The sequence below is a fragment of the Sandarakinorhabdus sp. genome, from assembly GCF_031422795.1.
Taxonomy (GTDB): Bacteria; Pseudomonadota; Alphaproteobacteria; order Sphingomonadales; family Sphingomonadaceae; genus Sandarakinorhabdus.
The window spans coordinates 1-22,353 of the sequence record NZ_JANPML010000006.1 but is presented as its reverse complement, the minus strand read 5'-3'; the positions used below and the strand labels follow the sequence as shown (position 1 = coordinate 22,353).

The following is a 22,353-nucleotide window of genomic DNA, read 5'->3' as shown; positions in this document are numbered from 1 at the left end:
GGTTCGTGGACGACCAGGCTGCGCTGCCCGGCTGGGCGGGGCAGGACACGGCCATAGTTGCGGCGCACTTCGCCGGCATAAAAATCTACCAGTGCAGCGGTATAGGCCAGCTCGCCCTTGGCTTCGGCCAGCGGCTTGCCTTGTTCCAGCGTGGCGGTGGCGGCGATGACGTCGACGCGCTCGCGCAGCAGCCGCGCCGCGCCGCTGAGCACAGCGGCCTTTTCGTCGGTGGTGGTGGCCCGCCACAGCGGATAGCCGCGCGCCGCCGCATCCAGCGCTGCATCCAGATCCGCAGTCGTGGCCAACGGCAGTTCGGCCAGCACGTCGCCGGTGGCCGGGTTCACCACCTGATGCGTGGCGCGGCCTTCGCCGGACAACCAGTGGCCATCGATGAACAGGGCAGGGCGGACGGGATAAGCGGTCATGCTGAGAATCTCCTTGTCCCCTCTCTAATGGAACCAGCTTGCCAGCCAAGAGCGGTGCGGGCAGGCTGCACAAAAGTTTGGGGAGATGGGGATGGAGAAACTGGAAGGCGCACCGCATCCGCGGCTGCTGCTGTGGACGCTGTTGGTCGTCTATATCTTCAACTTCATTGACCGGCAGATTGTGGCCATCCTGATGGAACCGATCAACCGCGATCTGCACCTTTCAGATTTGCAGATCGGCGCTTTGGGCGGGCTGGCGTTTGCGCTGTTTTATGCCACGTTGGGCGTGCCGATTGCGCGCGTGGCCGATAATGGCCGCATCAATCGCAGCCGCATGATCGCGGTGTTCGTTGCCGCATGGTCGGTGATGACGGCGCTGTGCGGGATGGCGCAAAATTTCTGGCAGTTGCTGCTCGCCCGCATCGGCGTTGGTGTGGGTGAAGCCGGCTGCACGCCCACTGCTCACGCGTTGATTGCCGATAGTCTGCCGCCGGAAAAACGCGCCAGCGGCATCGCCTTTTTCGGGCTGGGCATTCCCATCGGCGGATTATTGGGCACGTTGATTGGTGGCGGGATGGCCCAAATGCTGGGCTGGCGGGCAGCGTTCTTTGTCGTTGGCCTGCCGGGGCTTTTGTTGGCCGTGTTCGTGTGGTTTTTCCTGAAGGATCCGCGCATTGTCGCCGCTCAGGCGGATGCAGCGCCGGCCGATACGCCGCCGCGGCTTTCCATGCTGGCCAGCTTGAAGCTTCTGGTGTCGTCGCGGGCCTATTGCCTGGTTCTGGCCGCTGCATCGCTCACGGCGTTTCTGTCTTATGGCAAGGGCCTGTGGGTACTCAGCTATTTCCAGCGCACCCACGGCCTTTCGGTTGGGCAGACGGCGCTGTATGTTGGTGTGACAATCGGTCTTGCCGGCATCTTCGGCACCTGGCTGGGTGGCTGGGCTGCAGACAGGTTCGGCGCGAAGGATCGCCGCCACATGCTGACGTTCCCGGCCGTGGCGATGGTGCTGGTCGCACCGATCTTGTTTGCTGCCTATCAGATCAATGATTGGCGCCTGGCCATCGCGCTGATGATCCTGCCCACCATCGCCAATTCGGCCTATTACGGCCCGGCCTATGGCGCGGCCCAAGTGCTGGCCCGGCCCGACACGCGGGCGATGGCGGCGGCGTGGATGGTGTTTGCGCAGAATCTCATCGGGCTAGGCCTTGGCCCGCTATTGTTTGGTGCGCTGTCGGATATGCTGAAGCCAGAATATGGGACGCAGTCGGTGCGCATCGTGCTGTATTTTGCCGCCTGGGCCGGCTTGGTGCCGGCGCTGTTGTTCTGGCTCGGCGCACGGGCGTTGGGCCGCGAAACCCAGAAGAAGGATGTTCCCGATGCAGGTGTTGCGCACGCCGGATGAAGCGTTTGCCGGGCTCACCGACTATCCCTTTGCACCGCACTATCACGACCTGACCGACCGCGCGTCGGGCGTGCCGCTGCGGCTGCATTATGTCGACGAAGGCAATCGCGAGGCCGCGCCAGTGCTGCTGATGCACGGCGAACCAAGCTGGAGCTACCTCTACCGCAAGTTCGTGCCGCCGTTGGTCGCAGCCGGACACCGGGTCGTTGCGCCTGATCTGATCGGCTTCGGCAAATCCGACAAGCCAGCTGATCGGAATGATTACACGTTCGAACGCCATGTCGAATGGATGAGCGACTGGCTGACGGCGACAGACCTCACCGATATCACAATGTTCTGCCAGGATTGGGGCGGGCTGATCGGCCTGCGCCTGGTGGCGGCTTTCCCGGAGCGGTTTGCCCGGCTGGTCATCGCCAACACCGGGCTGCCGATCGGCACCGGCTGGTCAGAAGGCTTCAAGGCGTGGCTGGAATTTTCGCAGAAGGTGGAAACCTTCCCGGTCGGCTTCATCGTCAACGGCGGCTGCACGCGTGATCTGAGCCCGGCCGAAATCGCCGCCTATGATGCGCCGTTCCCCAACGAAGGCTTCAAGGCCGGCGCTCGCCAGTTTCCGGCGCTGGTGCCGATCACGCCGGAACACGCCAGCGTGGCCGAGAACAAGGCGGCGTGGGAGGTGCTGAGCCGTTTTGACAAGCCGGTGGTCACCTGTTTCTCCGACAAGGATGCCGTGACATCGGGCGGCGAGAAGATCTTCATCGAGCGAATGCCGGGCGCCAAGGGCCAACCGCACAGCATCGTGCCGGGCGCCGGGCACTTTTGCCAGGAAGATGCGCCAGAGGAATATGTGCGCATCATCCTTGATCACATCAACCGGGGCTGATGGTGATGCAGTCCTTCGATCTCTTCTGGTCGTTCCGTTCGCCCTATTCCTACCTGCTGCTGCCGCGCGTGGTGGAGCTGGTCGAGCGCCACGACGTCGCCTGCACCGTGCGCATCGTCTATCCGATTGCGGTGCGGCAGGCGGATTTCTTCCTGAAGGTCGATCCGTTGTGGGCGGTGTATCTGGTGAAGGACACCTATCGCACCGCCGACTATCTTGGCATGCCCTATCGCTGGCCCAAGCCCGATCCGGTGGTGATGGACCCGGCGACCCGGCTTTATCCGCCCGACCAACCGCACATCCACCGCCTGTCGAAGCTGGGCATTGCCGCAGCTGAAGCCGGGCGCGGCCTCGAATTCATTCGTGAGGTCTCCCACACCATCTGGTCGGGCACGGTCGATGATTGGCACGAAGGTGATCATCTCGCAGAGGCCGCGGCGCGGGCCGGGCTCGATCTGGCCACGCTCGATGCCGCGCTGGCTGCCAACCCCGATCATTATCATGCCGCCATCGAAGTCAATCAGGACGCCCAGCGCGCTTCCGGCCATTATGGCGTGCCGCTGATGGCGCTGGATGGTGAGCCCTTCTTTGGCCAGGACCGCTTTGATCAGCTGGTTTGGCGGTTGCAGCAGAAGGGGCTGCAGACGCGTTAAGTCTACAGCGCTTTTTCGACGATTTCGCGGTTGCCGGCCGGCAGGTGCAGCACCGTGCCATCGCGGGCCATCCGGATCGGGCCGCTGAAACGCTGCGGCGCGTCACCCAGGAACGCTGCTTCGAAGAAGCGGTTTGGCACCTGCGGCACGATGTGGGTGAGCATCAGCATCTGCACGCCGGCCTGGGCAGCGGCGGTCGCGGCCTGTTCGGGCGTGGCGTGATAGGTGAGGATGTCGCGCGTGATCTGCGCGGTGCGCGGTTGGTTGGCGGCCCGCAGCCCGCGGGTGATGGCGGCGACCAAGCGCGGCTGCAGGGCTTCGTGTACCAGCACATCGGCGCCCCTGGCGGCCAGCGCCATGGCCGGCGTGGCGGCGGTGTCGCCGCTCACCACCACGGTGCGATCCTTGTAGCTGATGCGATAGCCATAAGCCGGCGCGACCGGCGCGTGGTTGACGGCAAAGGCGGTGATGACGAGGCCATCGCGGTTCCACACTACACCGGGCGCCATATCCTGCCCGGCAAACTGCCCGCCGCCCGGCGGCACGATGGCGGTGCCATGATGGGCGATGCGATAGCCGGCATCGGCCTTCAGCATGAGATTATAGCCGGCAGCCACGTCGCTGGTACCGGGCGGGCCGATCAGCGGCAACGGCGTGGTGGCCGCACCGCCGGCCCAACGCAGCAACAGCGCCGGGGCCAGGCCTTCGATATGATCGCTGTGCAGATGCGTTAGCAGCACCCCATCAAGCCCGTCGAGCGCCACGCCCAGCCCGGCGAGTTTGCGCACCCCGCCATCGCCGGCATCAATAAGCAGCAGCGTGTTGCCGGCCTTGACCGCAAGGCAGGCTTCGGCCCGGTTCGGATCAGGCACTGGCGAGCCGGTGCCGCAGAAGACCAGGGTGAGGCCATCGCCATAGCTGGCCAGCGCATTGCGCCCGGCGCGGCTCTCGGCCAAGCGGCCATACAGCGCTTCGCCCAGTGGCGCGCGCTGCCACCACAGGCCGGCAGCGCCAGCAAGGATCAGCAGGAGGAGCAGCAGGAGACGGCGCATGGACCGGAAGCTATCTTCTGGCCGGCCTTGTGACAATAGATTGGTTTTCAGCCCGCGCCGGCCTGCTAGGGTGGCCGCCAATATTGGGGAGATCAGGATATGGCAGGCGTGATGCGGGTGGTGATTGGTTTGATCGGGGTATTCAATATCGCCATTGGCCTGGGCTTCCTGCTCAATCCGGCGCAATTGGCCGGGCAATTCTTCCTGTCGCCGCTGGGCAGCCAGGGGCTGGCGACGCTGCGTGCCGATTTCCCCGGCTTCTTCATCACTGGCGGCGTGTTTGCCCTGATTGGCGCGCTCAAGAAGAATGGCGATGCCCTGGCCGTGCCGTTGCTGTTGCTCACCATCGCCATCGTCGGCCGGGCGGTTTCGCTGGCCCTGGACGGCGCTTCGCCCACCGCTTATCCGCCGATGGTGGCCGAAGCCGTGATGATCGCGGCCCTGTTGCTGGCGCGGCGCAGCTTCGCGCGCTGAAGCTGGCGCTCAACCGGTCGCGCTTTCGTCACCGCCCGCCGCGCGCGATGCTGCATCGCACCAAAATCTTGCGATTTGCGGGTGGCATGGAGCGGGCGACAATGGCAGTCTGAATGCCAATGGTATCGGGGGCATGAAGCGTGCCGGAAGCAGCAGAGGTTGATGGTCGGCGCTTGCGCTCGGTGGCGAGCCGGGATCGCATCATCAATGCCGTGATCGCCCTGGTGGATGAAGATCAGGGCATCCCCGGTGCCGAGGCGATTGCTGCCCGCGCCAAGGTGGGCCTGCGATCGGTGTTCCGCCATTTCGGCGACATGGATGGGCTGTACGTGGCCGTCATCGATCGGATCGGCCGGCGCTACACGCATCTTTCCCGGCCCTATGAAGCCAACAGCTGGCAAGGCCAGGTGGACGAGGCCATGACCCGGCGCATGGAAATGTTTGAAACCGTGTTGCCCTATCGCCGGGCGGCCGACATGCACCGCCAGCGCTCGCCGCTGCTCAATCATGGGCTGGATGCCCTCACCATGATGCTGCGGGTCCGGCTGGAAACCGCGGTGTCGCCAGATGTTCGGGCCGACCGTCTGTGGTTCGAACAATTGGACCTGTGGCTCAGCCTGGAAGCCTATGGCCGCTTGCGTGACCGCCAGCAGCTGGATCATGCCGGCTCCGTTCAGGTGATCAATGCGGCCGTGACGGCCCTGCTCGCTGCCAAGACCTGATCGACAGCACCGACTGGCTGATTTTCTTTGCGCCGGCTTGGGCTGGCGGTTAAAGCGTGGCGCTTTGCGGCGTCCCGGATGCGGGCGAAGAGGGCGAGACGGCCATGGCAAGCGAAGCGGCACCGCTGGTTGGCATCATCATGGGCAGCCAATCTGATTGGCAGACGATGGTGCATGCCTCTGACACGTTGGTCGCCTTGGGTGTCGCCCACGAAACCCGTATCGTTTCCGCCCATCGCACGCCGGATCGCCTGTTCGATTATGCCAGATCGGCGGCTGGTCGCGGCCTGCAGGTGATCATCGCCGGTGCCGGCGGCGCGGCGCATCTGCCCGGAATGGCCGCCGCGATGACGGCGCTGCCGGTGTTGGGCGTACCGGTCGAATCCCGCCAGCTCAAAGGCATCGACAGCTTGCTGTCCATCGTCCAGATGCCGGCTGGTGTGCCGGTGGGCACTTTTGCCATCGGCAAGGCTGGTGCAGTAAATGCGGCGCTGCAGGCGGCGGCCATCCTGGCGCTGAACGATGCGGCGCTGGGCGTGCGGCTGGCGGCGTGGCGGCAGGCGCAAACCGATGCGGTGGCGCTGGCGCCGTCGAACGATCTGCCCTGATGCTCAAGCCCGGTTCCACCATCGGCATCTTGGGCGGCGGCCAGCTTGGCCGCATGCTGGCGCTGGCGGCAGCCGAGCTGGGCTATCGTTGTCATATTTTTGCGCCCGATGAAGATGCGCCAGCGGGTGATGTTGCTGCTGCTTTGACTCGCGCCGACTATGGCGATGCGTCGGCGCTGAAGGCCTTTGCAGCCGCCGTGGATGTGGTGACGCTGGAATGGGAGAATGTCGACCGCGAGGCGGTGCGGCAGCTGGCGGCGCATGTGCCAGTCCACCCCGGCGCGCACAGCCTTGAGGTGGCGCAGGACCGCATGGCGGAAAAACAGTTCGTCGAATGGCTGGGCGGCCGCACGGCGACCTGGGCCCAGGTCGACAGCCGCGACGCGCTGGACGCAGCCATTGCGCAGGTCGGCCTTCCGGCGATCCTGAAAACCCGGCGTTTTGGCTATGACGGCAAGGGCCAGGCGCGGATCATGGTGGCCAGTGACGCCGACACGGCGTGGGCCGCCATTGAAGGTCAGCCGGCAATCCTTGAAGGCTTTGTGAATTTCGCCCATGAATTCAGCGTGATCCTGTGCCGCGGCCAGGATGGCAGCATTGTTGATTGGCCGGTGCCGGCGAACCTGCACAAGGGCGGCATCCTGGCCACCTCCACGCTGCCGCCGCCAGCCCTGGTACGCGCACAAGCCGCTGAGGCGGTGCAACTGGCCCGCACCGTTGCGGAAAAACTGGGCCATATCGGCGTGCTGACGGCGGAATTTTTTGCCTGCAAGGATGGCCCGCGTTTCAATGAGATTGCGCCGCGCGTGCACAACAGCGGCCACTGGACGATCGAAGGCAGCGCCACCAGCCAGTTTGAAAATCATGTTCGCGCCGTGGTGGGCCTGCCGTTGCGCCCGACAACGCTGATGTCATCCCGGATCGAGATGACCAATCTGATCGGCGATGATGTGGCCGACTGGCCGCGCCTGATGGCCGATCCGACGGCGCATGTGCATCTGTACGGCAAGGCCGAAGCCCGGCCCGGCCGCAAGATGGGCCATGTCACGCGGCTGGGGAAATAGCAGCCTTTTTCACCGCCATGCAGATCGGTCAGATATCGACCTTGCGCCACTTCGGGTTGGCGCTGTCGCACAGATCGCGCACCAGCCCGGTCAATTCGGGGCGGGCGTTGTTGGCATCCAGCGTGCTCAACTGGTTGGCGGCAGCCAGCGCATCATACGTGCCCAGCGCATCGCGCCACGCCCGGCAGGCGCCGGCGGTGTCCCGCAGATTCCAGCGGTTGCCGCCCTGCGTCCGCAAGCTTGCCGCGCGGGAACGGCGGGCGCCGGGCGCGCTGCCGGCCTGGCGAACCAGCTGGTCGTGCGCTGCCAGCATTTCAGCGGCAATGGCGGCGTTGCCGGCTTTGTCGCCCGCATCGGCCAGCAATTGCGCCTGGAATTCCGCCGTCAGCGCCAGCAAATGCAGGGCGCCGGCATCGGCCGCATCGCGCGCCACCAAACGCCGGCCCACGGCCACAGCCTCGCGGCTGGCGGTTTCGGCCGCGACCGATCGGTTGTTGGTGCGGTGCACCACGCCGGCATACCATAGCGCAGTGGCCAATTTGCGCAGCCGGCCCGGATCGTCGGGTTCGCGTGCCAGCCGGGTGCGATTGATGGCGACAGCATTTTCCAGAGATTGCCGGGCCAGCGCAGCGCGCCCCGGGATATGGGCGGTCTTGTGTGCGGCTTCGGCCAGCAGCCGCAGGTTGCCGCTGCGCGCGCCCTGCACCCGGTCATCGCCGGCCAGCGCCGGCGGCAGGCCGGCCAGAAACGCCTCTGCGCGGACATGGTGGGGAAACGCCCCGGCATAATCGTCGTTCCAGCCATAGCTGTCCCCCACGGCTTGCAGCGCTGTGGCGTATAATGTGGCGGATTCGGCATCGCGGGTGCTGAGCGGGCGCAGCGCCGCCTCGGCTTCGTTGGCCTGTGCGCGGGCGGGCCCGGCGGCGTTGTTGTTGTAAAGATTGGTGCCGGCCTGTTCAAGTCGCAGCGCGGCAAAGGCCAGCACGGTGGCGAGATCTCCGGGCCGTGCTGCATAGGCCGGCGCCAGCAGCGTTTCAGCCCGCGCCAGCAGCGCATTGGCATCGGCATAACGGCCCAATTGCCCGGCCTGGCCGCCGCCGGTGACTTCCGCCAGCCGCACAAAGCCGCGCCCGGCCTCCACTTTCAAATCGTGGGGGGCATCCGGGCTGGCGGCCAGCGCATCGAGATAGGCAAGGCCGGTCTGTGCCAGCTCGGCCTTGGCCGCAGTGCTGCCCGATACGCGCGCCACTTTGTCATACACCGGGAACAGCAGCGCCTTGGCGACGGCGCGGGTCTGCTGAAAACGGGCGGCGCTGTCGGCTTCGGCACTGCGCGCTTGCCGGTTGGCGATCAGCACGGCGATCAGCGCGCCAACCAGCAGCACCAGCGCGCCGGCCGATGCCGTAGCCTGCCAGCGGTGGCGGCCAACAAACTTGGCAATGGCGTAACGCCGACCGCCGTTCATGGCCGTCACCACCCGGCCATCGGCCCAGGCCGCCAGATCATCGGCCAGCGCATCGGCGGTGGGATAGCGGCTTGCCGGATTTTCGGCGGTGGCGCGCGCAATGATGGCGGCCAGTTCGAGCTCAGGCTCAGGCAGCAGCCGTGTCGCTAGCCGGCCCAGGCCATAGACGTCGGTGGCGGTGGTCGTCGCCTCGTCAGCAGCGCGGGCGATGCCGAAATCGATCAGTTTCAGCGTGCCATCTTGCGTCACCAACACATTGGCCGGGGTGATGTCGCGGTGGATGATCAACCGCTGGTGGGCGTGGGCGACGGCGCGGGCGGCGGTGATCAGCAGCGCCACCCGGGTGCGCGTGTCCTTGTCCTTCGCCCAGCGATCTGCCGGCCGGCCGTCAATCAGCTCCATGATGATATAGGGCGCGCCATCGTCAAGCGTGCCGCCATCGAACAGGCGGGCGATATTGGGATGGTTCATGCCGGCCAGCGTCTGGCGTTCAGTCGCCAGCCGCACTGCCAACTGTTCGGAAAGCAAGCCGGGCTTGATGATCTTGATCGCCACATCCAGATCGAAATCGCCCACGTCACGCGTGGCGCGATACACCGCGCCCATGCCGCCGCGCCCGATCAGCCCGGTGATGCGGTAGGCACCGATGCGTTCGGGTGCGGGGCCCAGCGCCGTCATGGCGGCAGCGCCGGTGCCCAGGCTGCTGATGCGGTCGGCGGCGATCATGGCGGCCAGCCGGGCTTTCACAGCGGGATCGAGCGTGCGTGCCGCAATCCAGCTGTCGCGATCGGATTCGCGGATGTCGATCAGTTCTTCGAACAGCGCCAGTGCGGCGCGTTCGGTGCCGGTGTCACTCATCGCGATCCATCGCCACCTGTGCGTCCAGCGCGTCGGCAAGCCAGGCGCGCGCCGTGCGCCAGCGGCGTTTCAGCGTGGCTTCGGAAAGGCCGGTCACTTCGGCGATGTCCCCCATTGCCATGCCACCAAAATATCGCATTTCCACCAAGGCCATCAGCCCTTCATCAATTGCACCCAATCGTATCAGCGCGGTTTCGAGCGCAATCAGGTCAGGACCATTTTCACCGTCCAGTTCTTCATTCAGCACAACGCGGATGTGATCGCGCTTGTCGGTAGAGCGCATCCGGGCGTGATCGATCAGGATGCGGCGCATCAGCCGGGCGGCGAGCGCCATCATGTGCGCCTTGTCGTTCAGGCTGATGCGGCCCATCTGCACCAGCTTGAGAATGGCATCGTTGACCAGATCACCCGACGAAAACGAAACGCCGCGTTCACGCCGCAGCTGTGCCGAAGCGATGGCCTTGAGTTCGGGAGCAAAGCGGACAAGCAACGCGTCGCGAGCCGAAATATCGCCGTCGCGCCAGGCCGCAATCAACGCCTCAGAAGCCGGCACAACCATCGCTACCCCCACGAAGCCAAAGTTATGCCGGGAAACTGTTTCAATACAATGTGTAAATTTTCTCTGACCCGGTTTGCTGCGCCGTCACGCTTTATCAGGGGAGCCGGTGCGCCAATTCGGGCGGGCTGGTGATTTTGGGTGAGGGGACGAGCAATCATGAGTATCAAGTATCTTCTGGCATTCGCACTGGCCGCCACGGCGGGGCAGGCGCTGGCCGCCACCAGCAGCATTTTGATCACACCGCGGCTTTCGCCAACCGATCCGTTGGCGACACCGGCATGCACCGGCACCGATCGCGGCAATGTGGACCGGCTGTGCACCGCAACGGGCGACCGCATCGGCTATGATTTCGGTTCGACCGCGCAACTGGCCGTGCGGCACAGCGTGGACGGCCCCACCTTTCACGGGGTTGGATTTCAAGCGGCGTTTTTGTTTGGCACCTATCTGCCGGCCTTTTTCGAAAATTCGCCGCTTTCTGTGTTGGGTACGATCACCTTCACGCCCATGGCCGGCTTTGAAACGCGGGTGATCGGTTTCGATTCGCGGCGCGGCAATGCCTCGTTCGCTCAAGGCGACTACAACCTGTTCGATGCCAACAACCAGAATATCTGGTCGGCCAGCTCGCCGGGCAACCTGCCTCTCGCAGAGTTTGCGTCCTTTGCGGTGAACAGCGGCTGGACGGCGCAAAGCCTGCGATTTACCTATGGTGATCCGCTTTCTCAGAACCCGGTTGGGATCAGCAATTTCGCACTGGAAGTGCGCCCCATTGCGACCGGCGCCATTCCCGAGCCGGCAAGCTGGGCGATGCTGATTGCCGGCTTTGGCTTGGTGGGCGGCATGTCGCGGCGGCAGCGCAGCGTGGCGGCGTAAGCCTTGCCTTTCCCCTCCCCTTCAGGGGAGGGGCAGGGGTGGGGTCGTGCCGAGACCGGCTGACGGGGCCTCTGCACGAAATCCCCACCCCCGACCCCTCCCCTGAAGGGGAGGGGAGAAGGGAAGAGTCAGCGTTTTGCCGCCTTGGGTGCGCCCGGCGCAAAGGCCGTGCCGAAATAATCGCCTTCATACCAGCGCGGCGCGCTGCGGCCGTTGGCGAGGGCGCGGATGACGCCGATATTGAGGCGGGTCCATTTTGCGGCTGCCGCCCAGTCGAAGGGCAGATCGAGTTGGTCAGAGACTTCGTGATAGGAGTTGATGCGGAAGGTGCGTTCAGCTTCCTTGCAGGCCATGCCGCCCTTGGCATCGGTCCAGCCGGTCTTCAGGAACACGCTTGGCACGCCCTTGCGCACGAAGGGATAATGGTCTGACCGTGTGAACACCGCTTCTTCGGGTTGCGGATCGGGCGACAGGCCCAATTTCATCGCCTTGGCTGCCGTGGCCACCACCGGGCCGATGGTGGAACGGTCGCCGCCAAAAGCCACGACATCATCAAAATCGCAGGTGAGGATCGGCATGTCGATGTTCACGTCGGCGACGATGCGTTTCATGTCCACCGTGGGCTGACGCGAGAAATAATCGGCACCCAGCAGCCCGGATTCCTCTGCCGTGGTGGCCAGAAACAGCACCGATCGTTTTGGCGGCGCCTTCACCAGCGCGGTGGCGGCTTCCATCAGCGTGGCGGTGCCGCTGGCATTGTCCATGGCGCCGTTGAAGATGCGGTCTTCGCCCGGCTTGGCATTGGCCTTGGTGCCGACATGGTCGCTGTGGGCGGAAATCACCACGATCTCGGCGGCCAGTGTCTTGTCGGTGCCGGGCAGCAGGCCGAGCACGTTGGGGCTGGAGATGCGTTCCAGCTTGGTGGCGCGATTGATCTTGAAACGGCCTTGCAGCGGGAAGCCCTTCACTGCGCCCCCATTGGCTCCAGTTCTGGCGGCGGCGGCCTGCACATCGGCAAAGGTCATGGCAGAACCGGCAAAGATGGCCGCAGCGGCCACATCGTCGATGCTGGCACGCACCTTCAGGCCGGCGCCATCGCCCAGCGCCATGCCGTCGGCACCCAGCAGCACGCGGCGCGGCAGGCGGGCACGGGCCGAAAATTTATCCCACGGCAGGCGGGCGGCTTCTTTCAGGGTGCGCACGGTGATCACGCCCACAGCGCCCGCCTGCAGCGCCGCGATCCCCTTGGAGGTGCGGGCCAGATGCGCCGCGATTTCGCTGTTCATGCCATCGGGTGCGCCCGACAGCACCACGGCATATTTGCCCTTCAGATCATGGCCGGCGAAATCATCGATGCCCTGGGATTTGTCCTGAAGGCCAAAGCCGACGAACACCATTTCGCCGCTGATGCTTTCCGGGCCGGCGATGTCGCCGGGCGCCAGCACCAGGCCGATGCCGTTTTCCAGTGTGATCGTCTTGCCGGCGGCGGTTTCGATCACCGCTGTCTCGCGCTCGCTGGCAAAACGGCTTTCGGCAAAGTTCACGCGCTGGAACCAGGTTCCGTTATCCCCCGCTGGCTGCAGGCCAAGGCGGGCGAAATGCTGGGCGATGTAATTGGCGGCAATCTCGTGGCCCTGCGTGCCGATGCCGCGGCCTTCCAGCAGATCATCGGCAAGAAAGGCGACATGGGCGCGGAACGACGCGGCCAATGGGTCCTTTGCCGGATCGGCCTTGGGTGCGGGAGCGGCTGCGGCGATGAGCGGCAGGGCGGTAAGGGCGAGGAGCGCGTGCTTGGTCATTGGCGTTGCGTATCAGGCAGGCTAAGCCTGTGCAAACTGCAAGATTGAGTGAGGTTTTGTCGATGATCCGCAAGCTCCTGCTGGCGCTGGCTGCCGCAACCATGCTGGTTCAGCCGGCGCTGGCGCAAGCACCCGCAGCTGCCCCCGCCAGCATCGCTGCGTTGGTGAGCCAGGTGCAGCTTCCCTACGAACAGTTCACCCTGCCCAATGGCCTGCGGGTGATTGTCCACACTGATCGCAAGGCGCCGATCGTGGCGGTGAGTGTGTGGTATCACATCGGTTCCAAGGACGAGCCCCGTGGCAAGACCGGCTTTGCCCATCTGTTCGAACATCTGATGTTTTATGGCAGCGAGAACAACGACGGGGTGTTCTTCAAGAAGCTGGAGGATGTGGGCGCCACCGATGCCAACGGCACCACCTGGTTCGACCGCACCAACTATTTTGAAAATGTGCCGACCCAGGCGCTCGATCTGGCACTGTTCCTGGAATCTGATCGCATGGGCTGGCTGCTTGGCGCGGTGACACAGGCCAAGCTGGATGCGCAGCGCGGCGTGGTGCAGAACGAAAAACGCCAGGGCGACAACCAGCCTTTTGGCCTGACCGGCTATGCCACGCTGAAGGCGCTGTTTCCGGAAGGCCATCCCTATCAGCACGACAGCATCGGTTCGATGGCCGATCTGAATGGGGCGAGCCTTGCCGATGTGCAAAGCTGGTTCCGCGCCAATTACGGGCCGAACAACGCCGGGCTGGTGCTGGCCGGCGATATTGATGCGGCCACCGCCAAGCCGTTGGTGGAGAAATATTTCGGCGCCATCGCGCGCGGGCCGGCGGTGAAGCGCCTTGATGCGCCGGTGCCGCGCTGGACTCAGGAACGCCGCGAGACGCTGTATGACAAGGTGCCGACGCCGCGCGTGTCGCTGCACTGGCCGGTGCCGGGGCGCAATGAACGCGCCGCTGTGCTCACCGATGTGGCGCTGACCGTGCTGGCCGGCGGATCGTCGTCGCGGCTCTACAATGAACTGGTGCGGACGAAGAAACTCGCCGTTTCAGTGAGCGGCGGTGTGCAGGCGTTCGAGAAGGTGAGCATGGCCGAGATCGAGGTGACACTGGCCCCCGGCGTGAAGCCCGAAGCCGTCGAAGCCGTGGTGAAACAGGCGCTGGCCGATTTCATCGCTAACGGCCCAAGTGCCGACGAAGTCGGCCGGGTCGCGACCCGCAATGTCGCCGGCACCATCCGTGGGCTGGAAGCCGTGGGCGGCGGCGGTGGCAAGGCGGCCGCGCTGGCCGAAGGCTTGGTTTATGCCGGCAATCCCGAACAATATCGCACGGAATTGGGCTGGTATGCCAATGCCGCGCCCGCCGATGTGCAGGCCGCAGCGCAGCGATGGCTGACGGCAAGCGCCTATGTGCAGACCGTGCTGCCCGGTGAGCGCCCCGCCGCCGAAGAGGTGCCGCCGCCGCCGAAAGTGGCGGCAGTCGCTGCGCCTGCGAAAGGCACGGCCCGCATGGCCGAACCGGCCGTGGGCCAGCCACCCTTGCTGCAGTGGCCGGCGATCGAGCGTTTCACGCTCGCCAATGGCCTGAAGGTGGAACTCGCCCGCCGCACCACGGTGCCGCTGGTGCGGATGCTGCTCAGTGTCGAAGGCGGCATGGCGGCGGACGAGCGCGGTTCGCTCGGCATCCAGTCGCTGGCGTTGAACCTGATGGACGAAGGCGCCGCGGGCATGAATGGCCCGCAGATTGCCGAGCTGCGCGAACGGCTGGGCGCCGGCATTGGCGCTTCGCCGGGCATGGACCGCACCCGCCTGTCGCTGGATGCGCTCAAATCCAACCTTGGCGCGTCGCTGGCGCTGTTTGCCGATATCGTGCAGCGCCCGGATTATCCGCCGGCCGAGATCGAACGGGTGCGTGGCCAGATGCTCACCGCCCTGCAACAGGAAGCCAGCAACCCGGTGGGCATTGCCCAGCGCATCCTGTCACCGGCGCTTTATGGCCCGAACCATCCCTATGGCGCGCCCCCCAGCGGCCTGGGCACCGCCGAAAGCCTGAAGGCCCTCACCCGCGATGCGCTGGTGGCCTGGCACAAACGCTGGATCCGCCCGGATCGCGCCACGCTGTTCGTCGCCGGCGACATCACGGCAGCCGAACTCAAACCGCTGCTGGACGCGCAATTCGGCAAATGGCAGGCCGATGCATTGGTCGCCGCCGGCACGGTGACCGACGCTGCCCCCGCTGCGCCGCAACCAGCGCGCATCATCCTGGTTGATCGCCCCAACAGCCCGCAAAGCCTGATCCTGGCCGGCGCGCTGTTGCCGATCACCGGCAGCCAGGATCTGATTGCCGAACGCGCTGCGGCCGATGTGCTGGGCGGGCTTTCCACCAGCCGCATCACCACCGATATCCGCGAGGAGAAGAACTGGGCCTATGGTGCCTATGCCGGCCTCACCGACGGCAAGGGCCAGCTGACCAGCCTGATCTATGCCCCGGTGCAGACCGACCGCACCGCCGACAGCATCAAGGCCATCCAAGCCGATATCGCCGCGATCAAGGCGGCCAAGCCGATCACCGCCGAAGAACGCGGCCGCACCATCGCCAACTCGGTGCTGGCCCTGCCCGGCGAATTCGAACGCGGCAGCGCCTTCCTGTCGGCCATGGAACGCAACCAGCTGCTGGGCCGGCCCGACGATTACTACGTCACCGCCGCCCGCCGGCTGGGCGCGCTGACCACGGCCGATCTGAACCGCGCGGTGCAGTTGTTCGATACAGACAAGCTGCTGTGGATCGTGGTGGGTGACCGCGCCAAGGTGGAACCGCAGCTGAACGCGCTGGGGCTGCCGGTGGAGGTGCGAGCAGCGCCGTAAGGTTGGAAGGAAGAGGGCCTCCGGCGGGCAGGGGCGAGGCCCCTGCACCCGTTTGATTTGGGCGGCCTTCATTCCCGCCAACGGTCATGCTGGCGCAGGCCAGCATCCATTGTCGTGCCAGGAACCGGACATTAGCTTTGAGCGGCACAGTGGATGCTGGCCTGCGTCAGCATGACGCGCGCTTGGTGTGTCAGGGCTGCACCTAATCGAACGGGTGCAGGGACGAGTCCCTGCCCGCCGGAGGCCCGTCTTAAATTTCGCCGGCCAAAATCCGCCGGATCACCTTCGCAAACGTCGCCGGCGGCTGGCCGCCCATGATCGCATATTTCCCGTTGAAGATGATGGCGGGGACGGCCGTGATGTCCTGTTCATCGCGCCACCAGGCTTCGGTCGCGCGCACTTCGTCGGTATAGCGGCCTGAGGCGAGGACCTCGCGGGCGGCGACGGTGTCGAGGCCGGCAGACACGGCGGCGCGGATCAGGGTTTCGGGGTCGTTCAGCGGCTGCGCGCGGGTGAAGTGGGCTTCGAACAGGGCCATTTTCAGCGCGTGGGCTTTTCCGGCTTTTTCGGCCCAGTGCAGCAGGCGGTGGCAGTCGAAGGTGTTCCAGATCATTGAATCCGGCCCGCCCTTGAAGGTGAAGCCGAGGTTTTCGCCCATCTGCTTGATGTGGCCGCGCGCCTGAGCGCCTTCTTCGGCGGAGCGGCCATATTTGCGCGCCACATGCTCGGCGCTGTTTTCGCCTTCCGGGGGCATTTGCGGGTTCAGTTCGAACGGGTGGAAATGCCAGTCCGGCGTCACGTCGTCGCCCAATTCGGCCAGCGCCTGTTCGAGGTTTTTGAGGCCAATCACGCACCACGGGCAGACGATATCGGAGACGAAATCGATGCGAAGCGGAGTGGTCATCAGCGGCTCCTAGAAGTCATGGCCGGGCGGCACGTGGTGCGGCGGGGTGGTGGCGGGGTCGCCCAGTGTGCGGCCGGCGACCTTGGTGGCGTAACGGCTCCACGCCCGGTTGTGATGTTCGGCGCGGGTGGCGGGCAGGTTTCCGGCAAAGCGCGGATCCTGCGGGCGGGTCTGGCCGTCGATATACCAGGCGACATCCCACGCCTGCTGCACGGAAAGCGTGCCGGCGTTGCCCACCGGCATGTTGGCGCGGATGAAGGCGGCGGCCTTGTCGACCTGGGCCATGCCGGCGCCCCAGTTGTAGCTGGCCTTGCCCCACAAGGGCGGGTTCACGATGCTCTCGCCATCCTTCAGGCCCTGGCCATCTTCGCCGTGGCAGGCGGCGCAGACCTCGATAAACACCGCTTTCCCGCGCGCATCGCTGGGCGGCAACGGCGGCGGCGCGATGGCCGGGAAGCCGCGCCCCGGTGGTGACACGCCGATGCGCTGGCCTTGCGCCAGCCAGCCGGCATAGGCGCTCACCGCCAGCAGCACTTCGCCGCCCAGTGGCGGCGGCGTGCCGTTGATCGAATAGATGAAACAATCCTGCACGCGTTTTTCAAAGCTGTTCATGCGGCGGTTCTTGTCGCGCCAGACCGGGAAATTGCCGAACGCAGCCCACAGCGGCGCGGCACCAGCCGTGCGCCCGGCATCCAGATGGCAATTGGCGCACCTGAGATCATTGCCGGCATATTGGGGTGCGGCGGTGCGGGTATCGGTGATGATGGCCAGCCCGCGCCTGATCGCGTCACCGTCAGGGCCGGCAGGGATGGCGGATTCGGGCGGCGGCGTGGCCGGATCAGCCGCGGCAATGCAAACGATGGTAGCCAAGGCCAGAAGAGGAAAGCGCCAATGCATGCGCCATTGTTAGCGCAGGCAGGCGGAGCAAAAAACTCTCAATCGTTGGCGGCCCCAAACCGCTCCGCATAGCGGCTGGTGATGCGATCGACCGGCATCACCACGAACACATCGACGGTGTTGAACTGGTGATCGACAAAGCCGCCATCGCCCACCATCGCACCCACCCGCAAATAGCCCTTGAGCAGCGGCGGCAGCGCGCGGGCGGCGGCGCGGGTATCGATGGCAGCCGGATCGAGGCGGTTCATTTCTGCCCGGTGCGGCAGCAACGCGGTGGCGCGCAGTTCTGCCGGGGCGAGATGGTGGTGATAGAGGTATGACAGTTCCGCCGCGTGCAGCGGCGGATCGGCGCCGTGCAGCGACGCGCAGCCAAACAGATGGCCGATGCCGTGCTGCGCCAGATAGGTGGCGATGCCGCGCCACAGCAGCGAAATGGTGGCGCTGGTGCGCCATTCCGGGGCGACGCAGCTGCGACCGAGTTCCAGCAGCTGGCGGCCCGGCGCGCTCTGCCCGATCAGCGCCGACAGATCATATTCGCCAGCGGAATAAAAGCCGCCATTGGCCTGCGCCACGTCCTGCCGCAGCAGGCGATAAGTGCCGACCACGCGCGGCCGCAGCGCATTGGCGTGATCGATCACCAGCAGATGATCGCACACCATGTCATAGGCATCGATGTCACGGCGCTGGCGGGCCATGGCCGGTGTCGGCAGCGCGCCCATCTCGTCGTAGAAGATTTCGTAGCGCAGGGCCTGGGCGGCAATGATTTCAGCTTCGCTCGCGGCCAGCCGCACTTCCAGCAGGCCGGCGCGGTGGATCGGCGCAGCGTGGGCGAGCAGGGCAGCCGGCAATTCGGTGGCGCGAACGTCAAGGGCAAGCGACATGGTGCGGTGAGCTCCACTGGTTGATGCTGGTTTAGCGACCTCGCGTTACAGTGCCATTGCCAAGCCGTGACAGCAGCGTGGCGGGCAGGTTACACGCCTGTTGCAGTTTCAGCCGTATCGTCGGCCACCACCAGCCCGGCGCGCCACAGCCACGCAAAGATCAGCACGCCCGGCAACGCCAGCAGCGTGGTGAGCCAGTAGAAATCGACATAACCCAGGCTTTCGATCAGCGCGCCGGCCGTACCGGAGGAAAAGGCGCGGCCCAAGATCGCCGCCGCCGATGACAGCAGCGCGAATTGCGTGGCGGTAAAGCGCCGATCACACAGCAGCGCCAGCCACGCCCCCACGGTAACGCCGCCGATGCCGCTGGCCAGATTTTCAAAGCCCTGCACCAGCGCCAGCATCCACACATCATGGCCCACGATGGCCAGCCCGGCATAGGCGGCGTTGGAAACCGCCATCAGCACAAGCGACAGGAACACCGATGCGGCCAGCCCGATGCGTTTGTAGATCAGGCCGCCAAGGAACACGCCGCCCAGATAACCGAACAAGCCCAACGACACATCGTAGAAGGCGACTTCTGCCTTGGTGAAGCCCAGATCATTGTAAAACAGCCGCACCGAAAGCTGGCACACCGTGTCGCCAATCTTGTGGACAAGCACGAAGGCCAGCACGATCCACGCGCCCTTGCGGGTGAGAAAATCGGCCAGCGGAGCGATGATGCTGTCTTGAATGGCGGCGGCCAGACCCTTGCCGGATTGCGGTGCCGGTGGCCGTTTGGGTTCGCCCAGCACGGCAGCCGCGATCAGCGATGGCGCAAACAACAGCACCGCACTGGCATAGGCCAGCGCCCAGCTGCCCTGCGCCGCCAGCAGCAGCGCGCCAGCGCCAGCCAGATAGCTGCCCATGCGCCAGCCATATTGCGTCATGCCGCTGCCAGCGCCCATCTGGTCCACCCGCAGCCATTCGATGCGGATGGCATCAATCACGATATCCAGCGTCGCCCCGGCAAAGCCCACCGCCACGGCGGCTGCCGCAAACAGCGCCAGATCGGCAGTGGGATCGAGCAGGCCGAGCCAGGTGATGGCGGCGCTGGCCATGATGATGGATACCACCAGCCAAGCCCGCCGCTGGCCGATCAGGCTGGCCAGCACGGGGATGCGCACCCGGTCCACCGCTGGCGCCCACAGCGGCTTGAAACTGTACACCAGCAGGGCCAGCCCAAAGGCCGTCACCGATTTTTTCTCGATGCCGCTTTCCGCCAGCCGCGTGGTGAGCGTGGCAGCGATCATCGCATAGGGCGTGCCCGATGCCATGCCGAGCGCCAGCGCGCCCAGCGGCCCGGCTTCGAAATAGGGTTTGATGGCAGCGGTGAGGGAGCGGTTGCCGGAAACTGTTGTGGCCATGCGGCACACCCTTGGCGGCAGGGTGCGGCCTGTCAATGGGCAGGCATCAGGCGGGCGGCAGTTGCAACCGCTTGTCCCGCCCGGTTTCGCCGCGCACGATGGAGAGGGACGATTTCGGCACGCCCAGCGCGCGTGCCAACAGCGCCAGCACGGCGGCATTGGCCTTGCCGGCTTCGGGCGTTGCTGTCACCCGCACCTGCACCACGCAGTCATTGATGGACATCGCGTCGGCGCTGGCGTTGGGCGTGACCCGCAGCGACAGGCAGTGTTGCGCATCGGCCAGCGCGCGCAGGTCGGCAGCATCGGGCAGGGCGGGTTTACGGGCCATGGCAGCAGCAGGGCGCACCCGGGGCCGGGCTGTCAACATTGACCCTTTCCGCTGCGGCGGTCGGCCTTTAGACCGGTGCAATCAAGAGGAGGCTCCCTAGATGAAATTCACCACTCGTATCGCCGTGCTGCTCAGCGCCTTTGCCTTGCCGGTGCTGCCCGCCATGGCGCAGGCCGCTGCTGCGTCTGTTGTCCAGACCGAGGATGCACGGCTGACGGCGTTTCTGGACGCGGAATTTGCCGATTGGGTGAAATCGCAGCCGCAGCTCGCCACACGGCTGGGCATCAAGGCCGGCAGCGACAAGTGGAACGACATCAGCGATGCCGTGTCCGACGCCCAGGTGAAGTGGCGGCAGGCCAGCGTGGGCCGGATGACGGCCAGCATCGATCGCGCCAAACTGTCGGGTGAGGGGCAGGTGAATTACGACATTTGGGCGCTGGAGGCGGAACGTGCCGCGCTGGGCAATGCCAATCGCATCTATCGCCCGCCGTTTTATTCGCGGCTGTATTCGCTGCACAGCCAGCTGCCGGATTTCCTGATCAACACGCACACGGTGGCCGATGCTGCCGACCTGAAAAACTATATCGCCCGCCTGAAGGGCTTGCCTGCCCAGCTTGATCTGGGGTTGGAGCGCACCCGCGCCAGCGAAAAGGCTGGCATCCGCGCGCCGAAATTCCAGATGGAAAATATCATCGTCGGCGCCGCCAAATTGACCAGCGGTGCGCCGTTTGGCGCCAATGAAACTGGGGGCCCGGATGCCGCGCTTTGGGCCGATGTGAAGGCCAAGACCGAAAAGCTCGTCAGCGCCGGCACCCTGCCGCGCGCCGAGGCGGATGCCTTGCTGGCGCAAGCCCGCTCCGCCATCGCCGATCTGAAGCCCGCCTATGGCCGGGTGATCGATTGGGCGACGGCCAGCCTGGCCAGCGCGCCATCGGGCCGGGTTGGCGCGGGCTCGCTGCCGAACGGCGCTGCCTATTATGCCAACGAACTGAAGCTCAACACCACGACCGATCTGACGGCAGAGCAGATCCACCAGATCGGCCGATCGGAAGTCGCGCGGATCGAAGCCGAGCAGGACGCGCTGGCACGGGCCGCCGGCGTGAAGGACCGCCACGCCTTTTATGTGCAGCGCGCCAAATTGTTCCCCGACAAGCCCTATGATGATGCGTCGCGCGCGGCCTATTTGCAGGAAGCCAATCGCTTTGTTGGCCATGTCCGCAGCCAGTTGGGGCCGTATTTCGGCACCGTGCCGGCCTATGGCATCGAAGTGGTGCGCGAACCGGCGTTCAGCGAAGTGGCCGGCGGCGCCGCCCATGCCAGCGCGCCCAGCCCGGATGGCAAGCGCCCGGCTCGCACTTATGTTCACCTGGTCGGCACCGAAAAGGACCCGGCGTCGCTTTACACATTGATGTGTCACGAGGCCGTGCCGGGTCACAACATGCAGGGCGATATCCAGGTGCGCCAGACGGGCGGCCCCAAATTCCGCGCCGTCACCGGTTATGTCGCCTTTGGCGAGGGCTGGGGCCTTTATGCCGAACGGATGTGCGCCGAAATGAAGGTCTTCCCCGACATCGCGGCGGATTTCATGCGGCTGGATGCCGAATTGTTCCGCGCCGCCCGTCTGGTGGTGGATACCGGCCTGCACGCCAAGGGCTGGAGCGAGGACGAGGCAGTGAAATATCTGGGCGAAACCGGCCGCGCGCCGCCCGAAATGGCGCGTTCGGAAGTGCGCCGCTACATCACGCTGCCGGGCCAGGCCACCGGCTACAAGATCGGCATGCTGAAGATCATGGAAGTGCGCGCCAAGGCCGAAAAGGCGCTGGGGCCGAAGTTTGACATCAAGGGCTTCCACGACTTGCTGATCGCATCGGGTTCGCAACCGCTGTCGATCATGGAGCGGCGCGTGGATGATTGGATCGCCGCCCGCAAAGGCTGAGGTTTACGGCGGCGGGCTGGGCGGATAGCGTAGCCTCCGTTCAAACGGGGGACTGACATGATCCGCAAACTGCTCGCCGCCAGCCTGTTGGCGTCTGCCGCACCGGCCTTTGCCGCTGCGCCGGCACCGCTGAAGGACGCTGCCGCCGCCATCGTGGACGCGCGCGCTGGCGAACTGGCCAACATGATCGACCAGGTGTTCAGTTATGCCGAGCCGGGCTTTCAGGAGGTGCGGACCAGCGCTTACCTCACCGGCATCCTTGAGAAGAACGGTTTCACGGTGACGCGCGGCGTGGCCGGCATTCCCACG

The 22,353-nt window shown here is 65.5% G+C and carries 20 protein-coding genes and 1 pseudogene; 11 read left to right on the top strand and 10 right to left on the bottom strand.

The window, feature by feature from the left end:
* Positions 1-425 (bottom strand): aldehyde dehydrogenase family protein (locus tag RMO81_RS00405; RefSeq protein ID WP_310473747.1); only part of this gene is annotated, 425 nt, incomplete at its 3' end.
* 91 nt (positions 426-516) lie between these two features.
* Between RMO81_RS00405 and RMO81_RS00400 the strand changes: the two genes are divergently transcribed.
* Genes RMO81_RS00400 through RMO81_RS00390 form a run of 3 tightly spaced genes read left to right on the top strand, consistent with a single transcriptional unit; the run spans position 517 to position 3,360 of the window.
* A complete protein-coding gene (locus RMO81_RS00400; protein WP_310473746.1) occupies positions 517-1,827 on the top strand; it encodes an MFS transporter in 1,311 nt (436 codons plus the stop codon).
* Positions 1,802-2,707, top strand: a complete 906-nt coding sequence (locus tag RMO81_RS00395; protein ID WP_310473745.1) for a haloalkane dehalogenase — start codon at positions 1,802-1,804, stop codon at positions 2,705-2,707. Before RMO81_RS00400 ends, RMO81_RS00395 begins: the two co-directional genes overlap by 26 nt.
* Complete coding sequence (locus RMO81_RS00390) at positions 2,707-3,360, top strand: DsbA family protein (protein ID WP_310473744.1); 654 nt, start codon at positions 2,707-2,709, stop codon at positions 3,358-3,360. The genes RMO81_RS00395 and RMO81_RS00390 overlap by 1 nt, the downstream gene beginning before the upstream one ends.
* Positions 3,361-3,362: 2 nt before the next feature.
* Here RMO81_RS00390 and RMO81_RS00385 read toward each other — a convergent pair whose 3' ends face one another.
* A complete protein-coding gene (locus RMO81_RS00385; RefSeq protein WP_310473743.1) occupies positions 3,363-4,412 on the bottom strand; it encodes an MBL fold metallo-hydrolase in 1,050 nt (349 codons plus the stop codon).
* Positions 4,413-4,511: 99 nt separating this feature from the next.
* On the opposite strand from RMO81_RS00385, the gene RMO81_RS00380 reads away from it, so the two are divergent.
* The 4 genes from RMO81_RS00380 to RMO81_RS00365 all read left to right on the top strand — a co-directional run bounded on the left by RMO81_RS00380 (position 4,512) and on the right by RMO81_RS00365 (position 7,280).
* Entirely contained in the window at positions 4,512-4,886 is a 375-nt protein-coding gene (locus RMO81_RS00380; RefSeq protein WP_310473742.1) for a DUF4345 family protein, read from the top strand.
* Positions 4,887-5,026: 140 nt separating this feature from the next.
* The gene (locus tag RMO81_RS00375) at positions 5,027-5,608 is read left to right on the top strand and encodes a TetR/AcrR family transcriptional regulator (RefSeq protein ID WP_310473741.1); all 582 of its coding nucleotides are present in this window, start codon (positions 5,027-5,029) and stop codon (positions 5,606-5,608) included.
* Positions 5,609-5,712: 104 nt separating this feature from the next.
* On the top strand, positions 5,713-6,216 hold the full coding sequence (purE, locus tag RMO81_RS00370) for a 5-(carboxyamino)imidazole ribonucleotide mutase (protein WP_310473740.1): 504 nt from the start codon (positions 5,713-5,715) through the stop codon (positions 6,214-6,216).
* Positions 6,216-7,280: a 5-(carboxyamino)imidazole ribonucleotide synthase gene (locus RMO81_RS00365; protein WP_310473739.1), complete on the top strand. Its 1,065-nt coding sequence runs from the start codon at positions 6,216-6,218 to the stop codon at positions 7,278-7,280. Before purE ends, RMO81_RS00365 begins: the two co-directional genes overlap by 1 nt.
* Before the next feature lie 28 nt (positions 7,281-7,308).
* On the opposite strand, the gene RMO81_RS00360 is transcribed toward RMO81_RS00365, so the two are convergent.
* Both RMO81_RS00360 and RMO81_RS00355 read right to left on the bottom strand, forming a co-directional pair.
* On the bottom strand, positions 7,309-9,603 hold the full coding sequence (locus tag RMO81_RS00360) for a serine/threonine-protein kinase (RefSeq protein ID WP_310473738.1): 2,295 nt from the start codon (positions 9,601-9,603) through the stop codon (positions 7,309-7,311).
* Positions 9,596-10,162: an ECF-type sigma factor gene (locus tag RMO81_RS00355; RefSeq protein WP_310473737.1), complete on the bottom strand. Its 567-nt coding sequence runs from the start codon at positions 10,160-10,162 to the stop codon at positions 9,596-9,598. The genes RMO81_RS00360 and RMO81_RS00355 overlap by 8 nt, the downstream gene beginning before the upstream one ends.
* Before the next feature lie 156 nt (positions 10,163-10,318).
* Here RMO81_RS00355 and RMO81_RS00350 point away from each other — a divergent pair, with 156 nt between their 5' ends.
* Positions 10,319-11,032 (top strand): PEPxxWA-CTERM sorting domain-containing protein, encoded by a 714-nt coding sequence (locus tag RMO81_RS00350; RefSeq protein WP_310473736.1) that lies wholly within the window; start codon positions 10,319-10,321, stop codon positions 11,030-11,032.
* 128 nt (positions 11,033-11,160) lie between these two features.
* Here RMO81_RS00350 and RMO81_RS00345 read toward each other — a convergent pair whose 3' ends face one another.
* Positions 11,161-12,831 carry a M28 family peptidase gene (locus RMO81_RS00345; protein WP_310473735.1) on the bottom strand — a complete coding sequence of 557 codons (1,671 nt, stop codon included), beginning with the start codon at positions 12,829-12,831 and terminating at the stop codon, positions 11,161-11,163.
* A gap of 62 nt (positions 12,832-12,893) precedes the next feature.
* Between RMO81_RS00345 and RMO81_RS00340 the strand changes: the two genes are divergently transcribed.
* Entirely contained in the window at positions 12,894-15,692 is a 2,799-nt protein-coding gene (locus RMO81_RS00340) for a pitrilysin family protein (RefSeq protein WP_310473734.1), read from the top strand.
* Positions 15,693-15,942: 250 nt separating this feature from the next.
* Here RMO81_RS00340 and RMO81_RS00335 read toward each other — a convergent pair whose 3' ends face one another.
* The 5 genes from RMO81_RS00335 to RMO81_RS00315 form a co-directional block, all read right to left on the bottom strand.
* Positions 15,943-16,596, bottom strand: a complete 654-nt coding sequence (locus tag RMO81_RS00335) for a DsbA family oxidoreductase (RefSeq protein WP_310473733.1) — start codon at positions 16,594-16,596, stop codon at positions 15,943-15,945.
* Positions 16,597-16,605: 9 nt separating this feature from the next.
* The gene (locus tag RMO81_RS00330) at positions 16,606-17,466 is read right to left on the bottom strand and encodes a c-type cytochrome (protein ID WP_310473732.1); all 861 of its coding nucleotides are present in this window, start codon (positions 17,464-17,466) and stop codon (positions 16,606-16,608) included.
* Positions 17,467-17,531: 65 nt separating this feature from the next.
* Positions 17,532-18,374, bottom strand: coding sequence for a GNAT family N-acyltransferase (locus tag RMO81_RS00325; protein ID WP_310473731.1), 843 nt, complete (start codon positions 18,372-18,374; stop codon positions 17,532-17,534).
* Between the two features lie 89 nt (positions 18,375-18,463).
* Positions 18,464-19,780 (bottom strand): AmpG family muropeptide MFS transporter, encoded by a 1,317-nt coding sequence (locus RMO81_RS00320; RefSeq protein ID WP_310473730.1) that lies wholly within the window; start codon positions 19,778-19,780, stop codon positions 18,464-18,466.
* Between the two features lie 46 nt (positions 19,781-19,826).
* On the bottom strand, positions 19,827-20,108 hold the full coding sequence (locus RMO81_RS00315) for a DUF167 domain-containing protein (RefSeq protein WP_310473729.1): 282 nt from the start codon (positions 20,106-20,108) through the stop codon (positions 19,827-19,829).
* Between the two features lie 100 nt (positions 20,109-20,208).
* On the opposite strand from RMO81_RS00315, the gene RMO81_RS00310 reads away from it, so the two are divergent.
* Together RMO81_RS00310 and RMO81_RS00305 are read left to right on the top strand one after the other, a co-directional pair.
* Entirely contained in the window at positions 20,209-22,044 is a 1,836-nt protein-coding gene (locus RMO81_RS00310) for a DUF885 domain-containing protein (protein ID WP_310473728.1), read from the top strand.
* Positions 22,045-22,101: 57 nt separating this feature from the next.
* Positions 22,102-22,353, top strand: a pseudogene (locus RMO81_RS00305) (amidohydrolase); the annotation flags it as partial.